Source organism: Duganella sp. CY15W, from assembly GCF_009857555.1.
Classification (GTDB): domain Bacteria; phylum Pseudomonadota; class Gammaproteobacteria; order Burkholderiales; family Burkholderiaceae_D; genus Rugamonas; species Rugamonas sacchari.
Genome location: NZ_WWCQ01000001.1, coordinates 259,666 through 278,064, shown reverse-complemented (window position 1 = coordinate 278,064; position 18,399 = coordinate 259,666). Strand labels below are relative to the sequence as shown.

The window sequence follows — 18,399 nt, the reverse complement described above, 5'->3', positions numbered from 1 at the left end:
CTTGAGAATATTTCTCTAAAGATACTTTAAATGCAATGGAGCATGGTTAGAATATTATCTGAGGCAATAATCCATGTCAATCACTCAAAACGTCAAACAGCGGGATGATTCCGTGGATACGAAAGTGCTTGAAACCGGTGGCAACCTGTATGACACTAGATTTCCAAGTCGTTGATTTTGCCCGTGTTTGCTCTCAGCAGAGGTTAGACATCATGGACATCCCTATCCTGATCCAGAAGACGGTGGGCGCCAAGAAATACGGCGTGACGGTACCGGACATTCCTGGCTGTGTGACAACCGGTGACACAGTGGGCAAGGCCATGAGCAATGCCACCAAGGCCATCTACGGCCATGTCGGTCAGCTGGTTGAGCAGGGCAAACCGTTCGAAATCCGCCCTTCCGAGGTCGAAACCCTGTCGCAGGAACCCGATTATGCGGGCGGCATCTGGGCGCTGGTCAGCCTGGACCTGGCGCGCCTGGACGATCCGCCCGACGACTAAATTAATTTTTTAGCATGTCTCCTTGTTGCAACCTTTTAAAATGCAAGCGCTGAAATAATAGCAACAGTATTGTTGTATTTGCATTTTAAAAATTCAAAACAAAGGGGATAAATCATGACCATCCGTATCGCCGTTTCGCGCGCCCTGCTGGGCGCTGCTGCCGTGCTGGCATTAGCCGGTACCGCTCAGGCAAGCAATATCCAGTATTTCGTCAACATTACCCAAGGCGCCGCCTCGATTACCGGGTCCATCACCACCGATGGCACGCTGGGCTACATTGGCGCAGCCAATTTGCTGGACTGGAATCTTTCGCTCAACGACGGTGCGTCCAGCTTCACCCTGACCCACGGCAACTCTGCGGTGTACGTCAACTCCGCCTTTGTCGCCTCCAGCCACGATTTGTCGTTCAACTATTCATCCAACCATATCGCGCTGATTCAGAACCCGACTGTGGGCTCCAGCCACAACTACTGGTGCATGGATGGCTCCTCGGCATATTGCAGCGGCGGCCCCGTGTCGTCGAATAACTGGCGCCTCGACGGCGCGCTGATCAGCAATGGCCCCTACACCGGCGTGCACGCGATCGCCTCCGTACCGGAGCCAAGCACTTATGCCATGCTTGGCGCAGGTTTGGGCCTGCTGGCCTTCGCAGCCCGCCGCAAGCAGCAATCCTGACCGTCCCTAACGGCCGCTACGCAGATGGACAAGGGATACGAACGCCCTTGTCCATCCAGCGCTGACCTGTTCATTGCCGGGTCGATGGCGCGCTCCCCACCCTTGGCCTGGGATAGCCTGATCTTCATAAAGTGCTTGACCTTCCCATTGCAGGAAAGTTTACAGTGTGGCTATCGTAACCGTTTCAAGGAGTATGCAATGTATCAGCTTCACGTCGAAAACATGAGCTGCGGCCACTGCGTTGGTGCGGTGACCAAGGCGGTGCAGGCCGTCGATGCCGGCGCCAAAGTGGAAATTGACCTGGCCACCAAGTCGGTCAGGATCGACAGCGCCACGCCACTGGCGCCGCTGAAATCGGCCATCGCCGATGCCGGCTATCCGGTCACCAGCGCAGGCTGATTATTTTTCCAGCTCGGGATAGTGGCGGAAGATGCCGCTTTCGTTAAACGGTATCCGCCGCTTCGAGCGCAGATAGGCGGCGATATTGGGCCGCTGCGCCACCTTGCCGCGCAAGGCGAACAGGCCTGGATACGACGGCGCCAGCTTGGCCATCGTTTTCGGGAACGCGTAGCTCAGTCCTTCAATCAGCTGGAACAGCGACAAATCCACATAGCTTAGACGCGCGCCGACGGCGTAGCCGCCACGGCCAGGATTGTGCTGTATCACGCCTTCAAAATAATCCAGGAACTTGGGTATGCGCTGCTCCCGGAAATCCCTGGCGCGCGCCCTGGCTTCTTTTTTCTGGTCTTCATAATATTTGCTGGTGGAGATCGGGTGGTGCGTATCATGCGCCTCCGCGACGATATCCGCGATGGTCAGCTGCAGCTGGTTGGCCCACAGCCGCCCTGCTTCCGCGCGCGGCGCCAGCTTGTGCTTCGCGCCGAGGAACAGCAGGATGTTGGTGGTCTGCCCGATCAGCAGTTCGCCCGCCTGCAGCACGGGCGGTGCGAACGATGGATGCGCGACCTTGTCGCCATCCAGGCTAGCCATCAGCGCAGGCATGCCCTTCTTCTGCCGCGCCACATCGACATACGGCACGCCTGCTTCCTCCAGCGCCAGCCGGACAAATTCACCGCGGCCTTGCAGGCCGTCCCAGTAGTAAAGTTGGTATGGAGTCGTCATCAGACCATGCTAGCACCGCCCCGGCCGAGGCGGCGCGCGTTAAAACACCGCTTTCAGCGTCAGGCGGAACGTACGACGTTCGGCCGGATGGTAGTGGATGTCGTTCACGCCCTCCGCCGGTTCGCCCGGCAAGCGCGAAGCGTAGTAGTAGTCCACATCGCTGACCTGGCGGTCAAACAGGTTGAAGGCATCCAGCTGCGCCGTCCAGCGGCGGTTCAATTTGTAGCCAACCCGCGCATACGCAATCGCCGTCGTTGCTGAACGCTGGCTGTTATCTTCAACCAGCGGACGCGGACCGAAGTAGCGCATCTGGAACGCCGCCGACCACGGTCCCAGATCGATCACCGTCACGCCAAACGACGCCACCTTGCCAATCGCGCCCGGGATGTAGTCGCCCACCTCGTCATGCTCCGTGTAGCGGCCGCGCGAGTAGGCCAGGTCCAGATCGAACAGCAGCCACGCATTGGCGATGTAGTGGTTATTCCACTCGATGCCGGAACGGTAGCTGCCACGGCTCGGCGAGGTATCGCCAGCATCGCCGGAAAACACCAGCTCCGATTCCGAACGCAGCTTCCACACCGCGACCGAGCTTTGCAAGCCAGGCAGGAACTCGGTGCGCGCACCAATCTCCGCGCCGCGCGTCTTGACCAGCGGCGTGACCGGATCGATAGGTTCGCGCTCCTTCGGTGTCAGATGCACCGTGGTGCCGCGCGCATCGTTGCTGTGGAAGCCTTCGCCGTAGTTGACGAAGAATTCGGTCTTGGCCCATGGCCCCAGCACCACGCTGAGTTTCGGCGAGGTGGTGCCGGCACTGACCTTGCCCGAGTTTTCAGCGATATTGCTGTTCACATCAAAGCGATAGCGGTCATAGCGCAAGCCCGCCGTGGTGCGCAGCCAGTCGCGCCACTGCACGGTGTTTTCCAGATAGGCAGCCAGGCTGCCCTCCTTCACCCTGGATTCCGTGATGGTGCGCAGCGTCTGCTGGTTGTGCGTCGCATATAACGCCAGCGGCGACAGATAATCGTAGCGTCCCTGCACGCCAACCTTGTTGCTGACATCAACGCCGCCCCAGTGGCTGAACCACGTCTGCGCCACGTCGAAACCGCCCATGCGGCGTTTCTCCGTCTGCCGCGACTGATCGCCATTCTCAGGATCGTCGAGGAAATACGTGAAGTTGTTGAACAGCGTCAGACTCGATTGCACCAGATAAGCGTTCGCCTGGAACAGCGCATCGCTGCTGCGCTTGCGCATCGTCGCCGACACACTGTAGCGCGAGGTCCTGCCACCGTCGCTGGAATCGATGGCGCCATACGGATCGAGCGCGCCGCTCTGCACCGCACGCAGCGGAATCTGATTGCTGGCGCGCCAGGCGCCCTTATAGAACATGCCGGTCACGCTGAACTGGTCATCGCTGGCGCCTTGCGCATAGCGCAGCACGCCCAGGCTTTTATGGAACGCTTCCGGCTCTACCCACGGACCATTGTTATGTCCCAGCTCGGCGCCGTACACCAGATTGCCCGCGCCCAGCGGCGCCGAACCCGTCACCACCGAGCGCACGTAGCGGTTCTCGCCGAGCGTCACGCTGGCGGTGTTTTCTCTGAGCCTGTTCGCCAGCGTCATGTGCGCGGCGCCAGCGGAAGCGAAGTCGCCTTCATCCGCGTAATACGGACCTTTCTTGTAATTGATGCGGTCCACCAGCTCGGGGATCAGGAAGTTCAGATCCGTGTAACCCTGGCCGTGGGCATGGCTGCGCATATTGACCGGCATGCCGTCGACAAACGTCGCAAAGTCCGTGCCGTGGTCCAGATTGAAACCGCGCAGGAAGTACTGATTGGCCTTGCCGTCACCGGAGTGCTGCGTCACGATCACGCCCGGCACAAACTCCAGCAGTTCACCCGGCCGCAGCGCGGGACGATTGGCGATCAGTTCCGCCGTCACCGCGCCCTGGCTGGCGGCATTGGAGGTGCCAACACCATTATCGTAGTGGCCGCGCACTTCCACGGTGCTGGTATCCACAGGATCAGCGTAAGCGGCCAGCGGTAAAACCGCCGCCAGCGCGAGGAGGGATTTGTGCATCATAAGAAGCCTTTCAATTTACGGAGTTTGTTACGGCGGCTGACATAGCCCACACCGACCAGCGCGGCGGCTAATGCCAGCAGCACCAGGGTGCCGACCGTCTTCTGCACCGGTGTCAGATTGGTCAGGGTGTGCATCTCAAAGCCGCTGACTTTGGCGTCGGCAGCTTCTGGCGTGGGCTTCGGTTGCGGCGCAGGCCTGGCCTTGGACGGGGACGATGGAGGTGGCTGCTGCGTCTCGGCCTTCGCCTGCAGCGCCTGCAGATCGGCGGCGGCGTTCTGCATCGCCACCTGCGGCGACGGCGCGGCGCCACTAGGACGTGCCGCCGCTGCAGCACCGCGTGCGATGGCCATATTGGAGCCGGCGTTGGGCACGAAATCCGCATTGAACTGCGGCGCCACCTTCAGCGTGGCCTTGCTGCACGAATCCGCGCTGCACGACACGCCAGCTTCCCTGATGGCCTGCGCATTCATCTGCGTCAGCCTGTTGCGCACCGCGTCGCCCGGCTTCCAGTAACCGCGTTCAATCGCGCTCAGCATACGGTCGGTAATCGCCTGGAATGCGCGCAGGTTGCCGGCATTGGCGATGCGCTCGCGCACCTTGAGGCCATGGCGGTCTTCGACATAGGTTTCGTACATGCGCTGCCACTTGCCGCTGTCAACCACCTCGGGCACCGTCACCTGCCAGGCCCACAGGTAGTCCACCACACGGTTGAGATAGCGCGCACCGGAGTAGCCTTCCTTGAGCATGTTGTCGGCCCAGCGCGGATTCAGGTAACGCGCCTGCATTTCCTGGCCCATGTACTGCTCCAGCGTTTTGTGCGCGGCGCGGTGCGGATTGGTCAGGTCGCTGACCACCACCTCCGGCGTCCTGCCGTCCACACTGCGAATCGCCATCGCGGTACCGCCCAGATACTGGAAGAAATCATCGTTATCCAGCGTCGCGAACAGATTGCTGGAACGGCTGTGCAGCGCGATCTGGCTGCCGGACAGCGCCTGCGTGAACAACTCGCGGCGCTGCTCAGGACTGGCCTTGTCATCGCCCCAGTAACCGGCGCCGAACGGATGGCTCATGCGGTTGATGAACATATCCGCCACGTCCTTATCGTTCTGCCAGGCGTTGGTGAGCGGGATCAGCTTTTCGATTTGCGTGCCATACGCACCGCTCGGCAGGCCAAAAATGCGTACCGAGGCCATACGCTGCGCCTCCTCGGCCGTGATACCACGCCTGGCCAGTGCCGCGGCGACCTTGGCGCTATGCTGTTTCAGCACATTGCCACCTTCATCCTCCTGCTTCTGCGCCAGCTGCGCGGCTTGATCCAGGAGCGTCAGCAGATTCGGGAACAGGTCGCGGAACAGGCCGGACGACACCAGCGTCACGTCCACGCGCGGGCGTCCCAGCTGCTTGCGCGAGATCGCCTCGACACCGGTCACGCGGCCACGCTCATCCCAGGTGGGCCGCACGCCCATCAGCGCCATCGCCTGTGCCTCCATCACGCCTTCATGGCGCGAGGTCTCGACACCCCACAAATTCATGCTGAGCTTTTCCGGATAGGCGCCGTGCCGCTTGCGGTAATCCTCCACCAGCTGCTGCGCCAGTTTGGCGCCCGCCTCGTAGGTGGTCTTGCCCGGAATACGCGACGGATCAAGCCCGAAGAAGTTGCGCCCCGTCGGCAGCGCATTCGGATTGCGTAACAGGTCCGCGCTGGGACCTGTTGGAATATAGCGGCCGGACAGCGCTTGCATCAGACGGTCCAGTTCCAGCTGCGCGCTCTGCTCGATATCCGCTTCCAGCTGCGCGATGCGCGTGGCCTTCGGCTCGGTGCTGGCCTTGTCATCGAGACTGACCACCGCGCGCGCCGTGGCATTGCGCTGCTCACGATTCGGCGCAACGCCAAAGGTATGCAGGCCAAATGGCGTCAGCTTGCTGCCGATGTCGTCGAGATACTCCTCCAGGCCTTCCATATCCGCCTCCGACTTCAGCCCGGTCTTTTTCATGTCCTTCAACACGCCACTTTTCGCAGCGAGGCGGTTGATAGCTTTCAGATGGCTGGCCGCCAGCAGCGGGCTTTTCTGCTCGGCGACACGGTAGTCGTTGAGCAGCGCGCCCAGTTCGCGCAGATCAGGATTCAGGCCCGCCACATCAAACGGCGGCGTCATATGGTCGATGATAGTCGCCATGCCACGACGTTTGGCCTGGATGCCCTCGCCCACGTCATCCATCACATAGGGGTAGTTATTGGGCATGGCGCCAATCAGCGCTTCGGTCGGGTCGCTCTCCGACAGGCCGGCCTCTTTACCGCTCAGCCACTCCTGCGTGCCGTGGGTGCCGATGTGCATGACGGCGTGGGCCTGAAAGTCTTTTTGCAGCCACAGATAAAACGCGATGTATTCATGCGATGGCGGCATGCTGACTTCATTGTGCAGCTTCTCCAGGTTCTGCTCCCACGCACGCCCCGGCTGGGGCGCCATCAGCACATTGCCAAAGCGGCGCGCCGGATAAACGAAGAATGCCTCGCCTTTCGCATTACGCCACAGGACCGGCGCCTTTTCCGGCTTGCCCCACGACTGCTCTATCGCTGCCCGCAGCGGCGCTGGCAGCGCGGCAAACCACTGCTGGTAGTCCGACAGCGGCACCAGCAAGGCCTGGCCGCTTTCCGCCAGATGCTTCAGGCCCGCGCTGTAGTCGCTTTTGGACTTGCCGGGATAGTTGCCCCACTGCTGGATTTCGCCTTGCAGCTCCGCTTCGTTGCCAGGCAGCGCCTCGCCGGTGCGGTAGCCGTCATGCTTCAGGCGCTGCACGATCTGCCACAGGCTTTCCGGCAGCACGTTCAGATACGCAGCACCGATAGTCTCCGAACCATGCGGGTAGTTAAAGTAGATCATGGCGATGCGCTTGTCGCCATTGGCTTTCTGGCGCAGCGTCAGCCACGCCGCCACACGTTCATTGAGGCGCTCTATGCGTTCGGCGATCGGCGTCTCTTCCACATAGGCCAGGCCGGTCTGCGCATCGCTGATGCGCTCACGGCTGGCAACCACGGTCGGCTGGATCAGCCCCGCCGCTTCGGCGCCAGCCAGTTGCCAGGTACGCTCGATGATATCCAGGCCGACCTTGGATTCCTGCCATTGCGCCAGCGTCTGCTGGCTCAGCGTGATCGCATTAATCGCCGGCACGCCGATCTTGTCGAGGATGGCGCCGACGCTGGAAGTACCGCCCACCTTCATGCCCAGTGCGACGATCAGGTCAACGCGGCTCTTGCCGTTTTCGTCCAGCAGCAGCTTGAGTGGGACTTCGTAGGGGTAGCCGAATACCGGCACCACGTTGTAGCCGCTGCTTTCCAGGCGCGCGACGATGGCCGCCAGCGGCAGCGTTTGTCCGGCTACCAGGCTGGCGCGATAGAACGGTACGGCAATCCACGGCGCCCCCGGTTTGTGATGGCTATAGCCACGCACGTATTCATCGTAGCTGCCCACGGTGCGATTCGCGGTCACATCGTACAAACCGGCTTCCGGCATCGCATGCACTGGCGCGACGCTGACTCCAGAGCCGAAATCACTGCGCAGTATGTAGCGCAGCATATTGCCGACGTTTTCCACGCCGCCTTCACTCTGATATGACTGGATATGCTTATCGTCACGCACACCCAGTTCGCGCAGGTTGTCATCCAGTGCGCCGCCGACCGCATACACCGGCTTGCGTGCTTTCTGCAATGCCTGCAATTCGCCACTCAGACCCGCTATCGCCTGACGGCCTTTGACATTGATGACCGCCACATCCGCGTTAGCCAGCGCACTGCGGTCGGCCGGCGTCAGGCTGTTGACCGGGATGATACGTACCGCGACGTTCAGCTCTTTCAACTCTGCCTGCAAACCGCGCACCGCCAGCACGGCGGGACGCGACTCGATATCGCCCAGCATCAGCGCCAGCGTGCGCGGCGACTGTGCCGAATGAACATGGCCGCCAACGACCAGCGACAGCAACGATAGCAACGACAGGGCCAGTGTCCACAGCTTATTCCGGAACATAGACCACCTTCCCGTCCGGCAGCTGATAGGCCGTACCCAGACGCTTGCCGGAACCCGACAACGGTTTGTCGCTCACTTTGCTGACCTTGATTTCAGCGCCCTTCTTGGTCAGCACCTCGACATGGCCGTCCGCCGATTTTTTGGCGATGGTGACTTCGGAGTTCGGGTCCAGCAAATCCATCATGTTCCAGGCCGAGAACAGCGCCAGCATCATCGCCACGATGAACACGATACTGGCATCAAACAGATTGGCGACGCCGGACAAGGGATCTTCGCCATGTTCGCCCAGCTTACTGTAGCGGTGCTTGTTCAGATAGCGCATCTCAGGCCTCCGCGCGGACCAGATGCGGCTTGGCGCCGTGCGATGCCAGCAGCGCTTCGGCGGCAAACGCAATCTCGGTCAGATCGCTGCGCAGCCAGTGCTCGCGCACCAGCGTCAGCACGTAGGCGCCCACGCTGCAGGCCAGGCCGACCACGGTGGCGGTGAACGCAGTAGTCATCGATTCCGCCATCTTCGGCAGATTGCCTTGCGCCAGACCGGCCAGCGAAATACCCATCGGGATCAGGGTGCCCATCAGGCCCAGCGCGGGGCCGACGCGCACCACGAAACGCACGCCATCCAGACGGCGCACGCCACTGGCATCGGCGCGCTGCACGATGCGTTCCAGGCGCGCATCCAGTGCAGGATCGCCTTCCTGCGCAGTCAGCACGGCAGACATCTCCTGCTTCGCAGTGGCGACCAGCATCCGCACGCCACGGCGGCGTTCCAGCCATTCGGCGCCAAAGCTGCCGAAGCAGAACAGCATATGCAGCACCAGCGCGGCAATGCCGAGCAAAACGGGGAGGTAAAGCACGTTGGAGATGGAGTACAGCAGCGTCTCGATCGCATGGATCGCCGCGTCAACAGGCAGAGTAAACATGGAGGTGTCCCGAAAAATCAGCGCGCAAAGATACGCCGGCGACGCATGCACAAGACATGGCCACCAGCCGGCACTGCCGCGGCGCGCTGTATAAATGCATAAAAATGAATGGACTACAGATGCAATCAGCTCACCTCCCCGTGAGCGGATTGAATAGAAGCGCCGATGGCGCATCCCCCTGTTTGGCCGGTATCCGGGCTGGCAAGCGAATCCGCCTGGCCTTCCCATGCACGAGGCACAGTGGCATATACGAGGCGGATAGTCGACGCGGGGACGACGCTTGTTTACCGTTGCGGGGGCAGCACAGGTTGGCCCTGGAGGGCTCCCTGTTTCCCGTTTAACTGCACCTCTGGACAGAGGCGCGAGCACCAAAACGTGGCGAGATTATACGCGAAGCGCCTGACGCGTCTCAAACCATTTACAGCACAGCAGACGGCGTTTCACTGCGCCAGGCTTTGCAGGATCGGGCAATCGGCGCGGTCGTCGCCGTGGCAGCAGCTGGCCAGCGATTGCAGCGTGTCGCGCATTTCGGTCAGTTCGGCGATGCGCTGATTGAGCGCATTGACATGCCCCAGCGCGATGGCTTTCACATCGGCGCTGGCGCGCGCCTTGTCCTGCCATAGCGACAGCAGGCCGGCGATCTGCTCCAGCGAAAAGCCCAGCGAGCGCGCACGCTTGACGAAGCGCAGCGTGTGCACATCGTTGTCGCCATAGATGCGGTAACCGGCGTCGGTGCGCTTGCCGGCCGGGATCAGGTTGATGCTCTCGTAGTAGCGGATCATTTTGGCGGAGACCCCGCTGGCAGTGGCGGCTTGTCCAATGTTCATGCTTGATTCTCCGGTTTCCAGCGGCGCAGCAGCAGCGCATTGCTGATGACACTGACGGAACTCAGCGCCATCGCGCCGCCTGCCACCATCGGGTTGAGCAGGCCGAAGGCCGCCAGCGGTATGCCGATCAGATTATAGATAAAGGCCCAGAACAGGTTCTGGCGGATCTTGCTGTAGCTACGGCGCGAGATCGAGATGGCGGCAGCCACCAATGCCGGATCGCCGCGCATCAGGGTGATGCCGGCAGCGTTCATGGCAACGTCCGTGCCGCTGGACATGGCAATGCCGACATCCGCCGCCGCCAGCGCCGGTGCGTCGTTGATGCCGTCACCAACCATGGCGATGGTGGCGCCGTCGGTCTTCAGCGTGCCGATGGTGGCGGCTTTGTCGGCTGGCAGCATGTTGGCGATCACGCGCTTCACACCGAGCTGCTTGCCGACGGCATCGGCGCTGCCCTGGTTATCGCCGGTCAGCAGGATAGTCTGGATCTGCATGGCATGCAGCGCCTGCACGGCAGCCTGCGCCTGCGGCTTGATGCGGTCGCCGAAAGCCAGCAGGCCAAGCAGGCCGTCAGCGCCGGGCGCTGCCAGCCAAGAGACGGTATGCCCCTGGCGCTCCAGTTCTTCAGCGCGGGCCGACAGTGCCTGCAGCGAGATGGCCTGTTCACGCATCAGACGCGTGCTGCCGAGGATGAGCTGCACGCCGTCCACCGTCGCTGCGACACCGCGCCCGGGCAAGGCGCTGATGCCGGTCGCCACTGGCGCGGGCACAGCGCGGGCTTCAGCAACCTGCTGCACGGCACGGGCCAGCGCATGTTCGCTGCCGCGCTGGACGGCGGCGGCCAGCGACAGCAAGCGTGTCTCGTCCACGCCCGGTGCCGGCGCCAGCACCGCCAGCGATGGCCGACCTTCGGTCAGCGTACCAGTTTTGTCGAAAGCCACGGTGGTGATGCGGTGGGCCAGTTCCAGCGCCTCGGCATCTTTAATCAGGATGCCATGGCGCGCCGCGACGCCGGTGCCGGCCATGATCGCGGCAGGCGTCGCCAGGCCCAAAGCACACGGACACGCAATCACCAGCACCGCCACGGCGTTGATGATGGCCTGCCCGGCATCGCCGCCATACAGCCACCAGCCGGCAAGGGTCAGCAGCGCCAGCACCAGCACCATCGGCACAAAGACCGCGCTGACGCGGTCCACCAGATGCTGCACCGGCGCCTTGGCCGCCTGCGCATCCTCCACCAGGCGGATAATGCGCGACAGCGTGCTCTCCGCGCCAATCGCACTTACCCGCACCAGCAACAGGCCTTCGCCATTGATGGCGCCACCCGTAACACGTTCGCCCGCATGACGCGCAACGGGCAGACTCTCCCCTGTGATGAGCGCTTCGTCAACATGGCTGGCGCCCTCCGTGACCACGCCATCGGCGGCAATCCGTTCGCCGGGGCGCACCACGATGATGTCGTCCACACGCACTTCATGAATGGCGACATCCACATCCTGCCCGCCACGGCGCACGCGCGCGGACTCCGGGCGCAGCGTTTGCAGCGCGCGGATGGCGGCGGCGGTCTGGCGCTTGGCGCGTGCCTCCAGCCACTTGCCCAGCAAGACCAGCGTGATGACCACGGCCGACGCTTCAAAGTACAGATGCGGCATGTCGCCGCCCGCCAGCAACTGGTAGATGCTCAGGCCATACGCGGCGCTGGTGCCCAGTGCGACCAGCAAGTCCATATTGCCGCTGCGGGCGCGGGCGGCCAGCCAGCCGGCGCGATAAAAGCGCGCGCCCAGCCAGAACTGCACCGGCGTGGCGAGCAGCCATTGAATGCGGCCATCCAGCATCCACTCAATGCCGGCCAGTTCCAGCACCATGGGCAGCACCAGCGGCAAGGAGAACAGCGCGGCCAGCACGACGGCAAGGCCGCCCGTGGGCGCATAACGGCGATGGGCGGAAGGTGCTGCGGCCGGGGTCTGGGCATCAGCATCAGCATCAGCAGCCGTTGCGGGCGCCGCGTCGGCCGGCAGCGATGCTTCATAGCCGGCCTTGTCCACCGCTTGCTTGAGTACCGAAAAGTCCAGCGGTTGGGCCGATTCCACCCTCGCCATTTCGGTGGCCAGGTTGACACTGACCTTGTCGACGCCCGGCACGGCAGCCAGTACGCGCTCCACCCTGCCCACGCAGGAGGCGCAGCTCATGCCGTCAATTTTGATCGCTTGCTGATTCATGGGACACCCGATGCTGTTTGTACACCTACAGCATCAAGTATCCCACGATTGGAAGGTCAAGGTTTTTTTTAGCGGACTTCGCAATCCACGGAGTTGGACTTGGGCGGTGCGGCCGTATTGGCGCCCGGCTGGGAAGAGGTAGGGTTAAATACGGGCGGCGGCGAGAACCTCAGGCCCGGATTCTGCGGAATCACGACCGCCTGCGTCGTAACGTTGGGCGTAAAGCCAAACTGGCCTGCGTTAAACGTCTGCGAGCCGCCCGAGTTGCTCAGATTGATAATGCCATCGATGACCTGCACATACAGACCCGGTTTAATGGTAGGGGGCATATTCGGTACAGGCCCCTGCGCCAGCATCAGCGGCTGCACGGGCGCGGCGAGCGGGTCCAGCGCAGCAGTGCTGGCCAGCAGATAGGCCTCACGCGCGGCCACGGCCTCCGCCGATGGCTCCACCCATTCGGCAATGAAGGTGGTGCCGCGAATACCGATGGTGGCGGTCGGCGTCTTCATCGCGAACTTTTCCTTGTTACGCTTGCCCAGCAGGCCAGTCACAGAGCGCAGGCCACCCTTGACCAGGTTGAAGGACGCACTGTCGGCGTTGGGGTTGCCCGCCTCAAAGCTGAAGTTCTCCACCTTGAACGTGGTCGATGGCTTGAGTGTGATCTCGCTGTTGTCGATGAATTTCACCATGGCGTAGGTGTTCTTCTCCGTCACCAGCGTGTCGCCGCTCTCCACTTCTGATTTCATCGAGAGGATTCGCACTGCCCCATCGGCTTTCTTTGCCATTAGTGGGCCGCTCAGTTGCACCACGGTGCCTGCCACCTGGGCGGCCCAACTGGCGCCGGCCATCCAGAACAGCACCAGCAGCATCAGCGCTTTAATTGCAGTACATTTTTTTAACTGATTCATTTTTAATCCCGCTCTTGTCTTTGGATGCGTCATCGGCCGATTTGTCAGTCGCCTTATCCTTCTTGTCGTCTGGTGTCGGCGATGGCGAAGTGCCGCCCGACGTGGCGCCGCCGGATGCACTGCCGCTGCTCGAGGTAGTGCTGCCCGTTGACGCCGCCGATGCCAGCATGGTGATGACCTGGTTGCTTGCCTGCTGTATCGGCTTGACGGGTTCACTTGCCGTCGGTGGCGACAGCACCTGGCACAGTGCCGAATTCGGCGCGATGGTGCAAATGTCTGCCGATGGCGGCGGTGTCGGCGTTGGCGTCGGTACCGGTGTAGGCACTGGCGTCGGCGTCGGTACTGGCGTTGGCACCGGTGTCGGTACCGGCGTAGGCGTTGGCACTGGTGTAGGAACTGGCGTTGGCACAGGCGTTGGCACTGGGGTCGGTACCGGCGTCGGAGTCGGCACTGGCGTTGGTACGGGTGTTGGAGTCGGCACCGGCGTCGGCACTGGCGTTGGTGTCGGCGTGGGCGTCGGTGCCGGCGTCGGGGTTGGCGGCTGCTGGTAATTCGGCGTCACGCTGCCGTTCTTGTCGTGCACACTGTTCGGATTCGTATTATTAACCTGGTACTGGGTCGCCGTGATCGATACCGTGCCGTTGGTCGACGTCACCGTGCCGTTACTGCCGATGGTGATGGTATTGCTTGGATCGTAGCCCGTGCCCGCAGCCAGCGTGATCGAACCAGAGGTCGATGTCACCGAACCATTAATCACCAGTGGACTGTGCGTTTGCAGCGTGATCGAGCCGGAAGTCGTCTGCACGCCATTCGGCGACAGATCGGCAATCGTCATGCCGCCCTGGTTATCGATGATGATGGCGCCGCCGTTGCCGCCGCCCGCATCGACCTGCTGAACCTTGTGCACTGTGAGCACCGAGCTATGCAAGGTGTTATTGGTGTTGGCGATATTGATGGCGGCCGTGCTGCCGCTACCCGCCGTATTGAGCGCGTTGAGCGAAGACACATGCGTTACCAGCGCATTGCTGCTGCCGATGCCGCCGATACCGCCACTGGCTGTCATGGCCAGCGCATTGGCGCTCAGCGTACCGCCAGTCGCCGTGCCGCTGCCGGTCACAATGCCGCCGCTCAGCACATCCAGCGTTACAGTGCCGTCGCTGCTGACACCATTGATGTCATACAGCTGGGTATAAGTCCCAGTGCCGCCTTGTAAGCGGCTAATCGCCAGCGTGCCGGTATTGGCGAAACTCAGGTTGCCGGTGCCGCTCTGCGACACCGCCAGATTGGTGATGGTATTGCCAGCATTAGTCAGCGTGATATTGCCTGTGCCACCGGTTTCGATGCCCAAGTCGCGGACATTGATGACACCAGTCTGCGTGATATTGCCGCTGTAGCTCAGTAAGCCGATGCGGTTGGTGATGGCGTTGTAATTCGCCGGCGACAGGCTCACCACAGCGATATCGCCCACGTTCAGCGCACTGTCGCTGGAACCCAGTCCCAGCGTAGGCGCCACCAGGTGCGAGAAGTCATTCACCGCCACACAGCTGCCGGTGCCGCAGGTCACAGCACCGATCTTCATGCTGTAGCCGGCACTATACGGCCGCACGCTGGCTACCGAGGCCGTCACATCCGCCGCCAGCGTCAGCGTATTGGCGCCGATGTCAAACAGGCCCGCCGAGCTGGCCGTATTGACGGTAACCGTGTTGCCTTCCAGTGTTACCTTCTGCGTCTTGCCGTCGATGGCCCCCGCTACAGTCACGGTGGGCGCCTCAATTGCAAGCTGTCCACCAGTCTGGGCGCCGGTCAGCGTAACGCTATTGAGCGTCAGATTATTCTTGCCTTTGAAATCAAGCGATCCGACGCTGCCCGCGCTCAGCGCGCCGATCTGGTTATCCGTACCGGACAAATCGACCAGGCCCGGTGTCGTCACGCTCAGCGACGGCGACAGCAGCGTGCTGGAGACTCCCTCGCTGATATTGCCGGTGCTGCTCAGCACGATGCCTACGCTGGCCGAGGTGCTATTCAGGCTGACATTGGCCGCTGCCGAGTTGTAGGTAAAGCTGCCACCGCTTGCCGAGCCGCCGACATTGGCCGCCAGGTTGGCGCCGGTCAGCGAGACTGCGCTACTGGCGACGGCGGTCAGGTTGGCCGCAGTGATCACGCCCGTACCGGTCACGTTGCTGCCTTGCAGCGTCACGCTCTGCGTTCCCGCATTCAAGGCGCCTGACACCGTCAGGTTGCCCACCGCATTGGCGTTGACCACCCCGTCGCCAAACGTGCCGGAGAGGGAAATCGCGTTCAGCGTCAACGCACCATTATTCTTGACCACCAATGAACCGATATTGCTCGCACTCAGCGCGCCGATCTGGTTGGACATGCCATCCAGGCGGGCCGCCTGCGGTGTGGTCACGCTCAAGGTCGGCGTGATCAGCTGCGCATAGTTATCCTGTTCGATATTGCCGCCAGCCGACAAGGTAATGCCCGTGCTGCCGCTGATATTGCTGTTGATGTTGAAACCGCCTGCGGCATTGAACACAAAACTGCCGCTGTTGGCGTTGCCACTCAGGTCCGTCACCTGGTTGGCGCCAGTCAGCGATACCGAATTGCCCTCGGCCGTCAACTGGCCCGCTGTGAGCGCACCAGCCCCGCTGATGGCGCCGGTGCCAGCGTTCAAACTCAATTGGCCTTGCGTCTTGAGCGTACCGGTTGCAGCAATCGCACCGCCTTTCAGGTAAAGCTGGGACACAGCGGTAGTGACGCTGCTCAGATCTGTGCTGCCATCAATCGTGACGGTACCGGTAAATCCGTCGGCCCAGCCAATTTTGAGCGTGCCCGAACTCAGCGTTTTCAATTCCGCCTCGCTCAGGCTCAGCTTGCCGCTGGCCACCGCGCCCAGGCTGATATTGGTGGCGCTGCCGTACGTGTCCAACCAGATGCTTTGCGCACTGATACTGCCATTAACGCCACCAAGCGCCATGCTATCGCCGACCAGCGCGACCTTCGTTGTCGCGGATACATTGGCGCTACTGGTCGCGGTCAGCGTGCCGCTGCCATCCACGCTGACGCGCACGTTGCGGGCGCCGCTCAGCGCCTTGCTCAGCGTGATGTCGCCGCCGCTCTCCAGCAGCAAGGTGCCGACGCCACTCAGGACGACATCGCCGCTGGTTGTGATATTACCGGCCGCGCTATGACCGATCGCCAGGCTGCCGCCGGAGATCGACCCCAGGCCCGCAGCGCTCAGACCCAGCTTGCCGCTGGCCGAACCGCCCAGCACCGTCTCGCGGTTGGCCGTGTAGGTGGACAACGATACCGTGTCAGAGCCGTCGCTGGCGCCACCGCCGATGGTGCCAGCAGCGCCATTGAGGTTGATGTTATCGGCGACAAACGACAACAGGGGCGAGCCGCTGCTGCCGGTACGCACAGCGCTATTGCTGCCCAGCGTGATGTAGCCATCGGCCACCGTGGCGCGCGCGTCCAGGCTGCCGCCAGCCAGGGCGACCGTGCCATTGATGGTGACATAACTGCCTTTGAGCGTCGCGTCCGCGCCATAGGTGCGCAGGATGTCCGTGCCGCTATTGTCCGCCAGCGTGACGCCGCCCATGCCGGAAGCGCTGCCGCTGGCAGCATCATTGGCGCTCAGCGTGACGCCGCCGGTCATGTACAGCGGTGCATTGACCTTGATGTCATTGCCGGCCTGCGCTGTCAGCGTTGCGCTGGACGTATTGGTGATGGCGCTGCTGAACGTGATGTCATGTTTCGCTTGCAGCACCACATTGGCGGTGGACTCCGAAATCAGGTCAGCGCCAATCGAGGTGGTCCCCGTGGACGGGCCAGCGCCAAACGTGGCGACGTCCGTCAGGCTGCCAGGCCGGCCGCTGACCACTTCAATATCGTACGGATCCAGCAGCCAGGTGCCGGTCTCTCCTTTGGCGGCGCGGGTGCTCACGCGCGCACCTGCCACATCGAGATAATTGGCCGAAGTTTCTATCTGCCCGCCATTGCCGCCGCTGGCGCCGCCACGGGCCGACAGCATGCCATGCATGCGCGTCGCCTCCTGGCTCCACACCACCACCGTGCCGCCATTGCCACGCTGGGTCGCATCCGCGCTGATGACCGCATCCTTGCCCACATAGGTGGCATCGGCGTTCATCACTGCAGCATTCTTGCCCTGGTAATCGCCGCCCACCAGCACCTTGCCGCCGCCTGCCGCGCCGCTGGCATCGACCACGGCATTGCCGGTCACGCCCACTTGCCGGCCCAACAGCATGATGTCGCCGCCCGTGTTCAGATTGCTGCCGGTGGCAGTCGTGGTACTGCCCGCTTCCACCAGCGTGGTGCCGCTGGCCTTGAGCACGATCTGGCCGTTCTCACCGCGCACCGCGCTGTTTGCATTAATCACGCCGCGCTGGTTGACCAGTGCACCAAACACGCCCACGCGGCCACCCTGCGCCACAATGCTGCCCAGGTTAATCGCCTGGTCAGACGGCGCCGACACCACCACCTGCACATTCGGATCGCTGGAGTCGAACAGCTGCACGCTCTTGCCCGCCGCCAGCACCACATCGCCATTGGGCGACGAGATCACGCCACTGTTTTCCACTGCAGGCGCGACCAGGAAAATCTGGCCGCCGGACGGCGTGGTGATCGTGCCCTGATTGCTGACCTTGCCCGCGCTGGCATCACCATTGAAATTGTTTTTACCCGCCAGGAAATCCGCGTTCGAGAGATTCAGGCTGGAAGCCACCAGCCCCGCCACATCCACGCGCGAACCGGCGCCAAACACCACGCCGTTGGGATTAATCAGGAACACCTTGCCGTTCGACTGCAGCGAACCGAGAATCTGGCTCGGGTCCACGCCGCTGACGCGGTTCAGCACCTTGCTGTCGCTGCTCTGCTGGATGAAGCGAGTGATCTCGCCCGGCGCGATCGAGAAGCTGCGCCAGTCGATGATGGTGTTGGGCGTATTGGTGATCGAATACAGGCTGCCTTGCTGGTTGAAGGTGGCCATGCCGTGCACCACGGTTGGCGCCACCGGATTGGCCTGCGCGGTACTGAAGGCAGCGGCCACCACCATGGCCAGCGCCTTGCGGCGCAAATTGAATGGAGTATGCGGTTTCATCGTATTTA

General features: G+C 62.3%; 12 protein-coding genes and 1 riboswitch. Of the genes, 3 read left to right on the top strand and 9 right to left on the bottom strand.

Translation table 11 applies throughout. From position 1 onward, the window contains the following. The first annotated feature begins 212 nt into the window (after positions 1 to 212). The 3 genes from GTP58_RS01310 to GTP58_RS01300 all read left to right on the top strand — a co-directional run bounded on the left by GTP58_RS01310 (position 213) and on the right by GTP58_RS01300 (position 1,574). On the top strand, positions 213 to 500 hold the full coding sequence (locus GTP58_RS01310; protein WP_161075973.1) for a type II toxin-antitoxin system HicB family antitoxin: 288 nt from the start codon (positions 213 to 215) through the stop codon (positions 498 to 500). A 114-nt stretch (positions 501 to 614) separates the two neighbouring features. After that, complete coding sequence (locus GTP58_RS01305; protein ID WP_161075972.1) at positions 615 to 1,175, top strand: PEP-CTERM sorting domain-containing protein; 561 nt, start codon at positions 615 to 617, stop codon at positions 1,173 to 1,175. Between the two features lie 198 nt (positions 1,176 to 1,373). After that, complete coding sequence (locus GTP58_RS01300) at positions 1,374 to 1,574, top strand: heavy-metal-associated domain-containing protein (protein ID WP_161075971.1); 201 nt, start codon at positions 1,374 to 1,376, stop codon at positions 1,572 to 1,574. Here GTP58_RS01300 and GTP58_RS01295 read toward each other — a convergent pair whose 3' ends face one another. From GTP58_RS01295 to GTP58_RS31200, 9 genes are all read right to left on the bottom strand, one after another. Further along, entirely contained in the window at positions 1,575 to 2,297 is a 723-nt protein-coding gene (locus tag GTP58_RS01295) for a glutathione S-transferase (protein ID WP_161075970.1), read from the bottom strand. It abuts the gene before it with no gap. A 39-nt stretch (positions 2,298 to 2,336) separates the two neighbouring features. Further along, positions 2,337 to 4,376 (bottom strand): TonB-dependent receptor, encoded by a 2,040-nt coding sequence (locus GTP58_RS01290; RefSeq protein ID WP_161075969.1) that lies wholly within the window; start codon positions 4,374 to 4,376, stop codon positions 2,337 to 2,339. Next, positions 4,373 to 8,398 (bottom strand): cobaltochelatase subunit CobN, encoded by a 4,026-nt coding sequence (locus GTP58_RS01285; protein ID WP_161075968.1) that lies wholly within the window; start codon positions 8,396 to 8,398, stop codon positions 4,373 to 4,375. Before GTP58_RS01285 ends, GTP58_RS01290 begins: the two co-directional genes overlap by 4 nt. Beyond that, a complete protein-coding gene (locus GTP58_RS01280; protein WP_161075967.1) occupies positions 8,385 to 8,720 on the bottom strand; it encodes a DUF2149 domain-containing protein in 336 nt (111 codons plus the stop codon). Before GTP58_RS01280 ends, GTP58_RS01285 begins: the two co-directional genes overlap by 14 nt. A gap of 1 nt (position 8,721) precedes the next feature. Then, on the bottom strand, positions 8,722 to 9,318 hold the full coding sequence (locus tag GTP58_RS01275) for a MotA/TolQ/ExbB proton channel family protein (RefSeq protein ID WP_161075966.1): 597 nt from the start codon (positions 9,316 to 9,318) through the stop codon (positions 8,722 to 8,724). Between the two features lie 166 nt (positions 9,319 to 9,484). Beyond that, a riboswitch (cobalamin riboswitch) is annotated at positions 9,485 to 9,706 on the bottom strand. A gap of 52 nt (positions 9,707 to 9,758) precedes the next feature. After that, entirely contained in the window at positions 9,759 to 10,145 is a 387-nt protein-coding gene (gene cueR, locus GTP58_RS01270; RefSeq protein WP_072781015.1) for a Cu(I)-responsive transcriptional regulator, read from the bottom strand. Further along, on the bottom strand, positions 10,142 to 12,364 hold the full coding sequence (locus tag GTP58_RS01265; protein WP_229215393.1) for a cation-translocating P-type ATPase: 2,223 nt from the start codon (positions 12,362 to 12,364) through the stop codon (positions 10,142 to 10,144). The genes cueR and GTP58_RS01265 overlap by 4 nt, the downstream gene beginning before the upstream one ends. Positions 12,365 to 12,432: 68 nt before the next feature. After that, positions 12,433 to 13,272 carry a FecR domain-containing protein gene (locus GTP58_RS01260; RefSeq protein ID WP_229215392.1) on the bottom strand — a complete coding sequence of 280 codons (840 nt, stop codon included), beginning with the start codon at positions 13,270 to 13,272 and terminating at the stop codon, positions 12,433 to 12,435. Beyond that, positions 13,241 to 18,391: a filamentous hemagglutinin N-terminal domain-containing protein gene (locus GTP58_RS31200; protein ID WP_229215391.1), complete on the bottom strand. Its 5,151-nt coding sequence runs from the start codon at positions 18,389 to 18,391 to the stop codon at positions 13,241 to 13,243. Before GTP58_RS31200 ends, GTP58_RS01260 begins: the two co-directional genes overlap by 32 nt. Positions 18,392 to 18,399 lie beyond the last annotated feature (8 nt).

Excerpts from the sequence above, each read along its gene's own strand:
- GTP58_RS01265 (WP_229215393.1), bottom strand. The coding sequence starts at position 12,364 with ATGAATCAGCAAGCGATCAAAATTGACGGCATGAGCTGCGCCTCCTGC.
- GTP58_RS01280 (WP_161075967.1), bottom strand. The coding sequence starts at position 8,720 with ATGCGCTATCTGAACAAGCACCGCTACAGTAAGCTGGGCGAACATGGC.
- GTP58_RS01310 (WP_161075973.1), top strand. The coding sequence starts at position 213 with ATGGACATCCCTATCCTGATCCAGAAGACGGTGGGCGCCAAGAAATAC.
- GTP58_RS01295 (WP_161075970.1), bottom strand. The coding sequence starts at position 2,297 with ATGACGACTCCATACCAACTTTACTACTGGGACGGCCTGCAAGGCCGC.
- GTP58_RS31200 (WP_229215391.1), bottom strand. The coding sequence starts at position 18,391 with ATGAAACCGCATACTCCATTCAATTTGCGCCGCAAGGCGCTGGCCATG.
- GTP58_RS01290 (WP_161075969.1), bottom strand. The coding sequence starts at position 4,376 with ATGATGCACAAATCCCTCCTCGCGCTGGCGGCGGTTTTACCGCTGGCC.
- GTP58_RS01305 (WP_161075972.1), top strand. The coding sequence starts at position 615 with ATGACCATCCGTATCGCCGTTTCGCGCGCCCTGCTGGGCGCTGCTGCC.
- GTP58_RS01285 (WP_161075968.1), bottom strand. The coding sequence starts at position 8,398 with ATGTTCCGGAATAAGCTGTGGACACTGGCCCTGTCGTTGCTATCGTTG.
- GTP58_RS01300 (WP_161075971.1), top strand. The coding sequence starts at position 1,374 with ATGTATCAGCTTCACGTCGAAAACATGAGCTGCGGCCACTGCGTTGGT.
- GTP58_RS01260 (WP_229215392.1), bottom strand. The coding sequence starts at position 13,272 with ATGAATCAGTTAAAAAAATGTACTGCAATTAAAGCGCTGATGCTGCTG.
- GTP58_RS01275 (WP_161075966.1), bottom strand. The coding sequence starts at position 9,318 with ATGTTTACTCTGCCTGTTGACGCGGCGATCCATGCGATCGAGACGCTG.
- cueR (WP_072781015.1), bottom strand. The coding sequence starts at position 10,145 with ATGAACATTGGACAAGCCGCCACTGCCAGCGGGGTCTCCGCCAAAATG.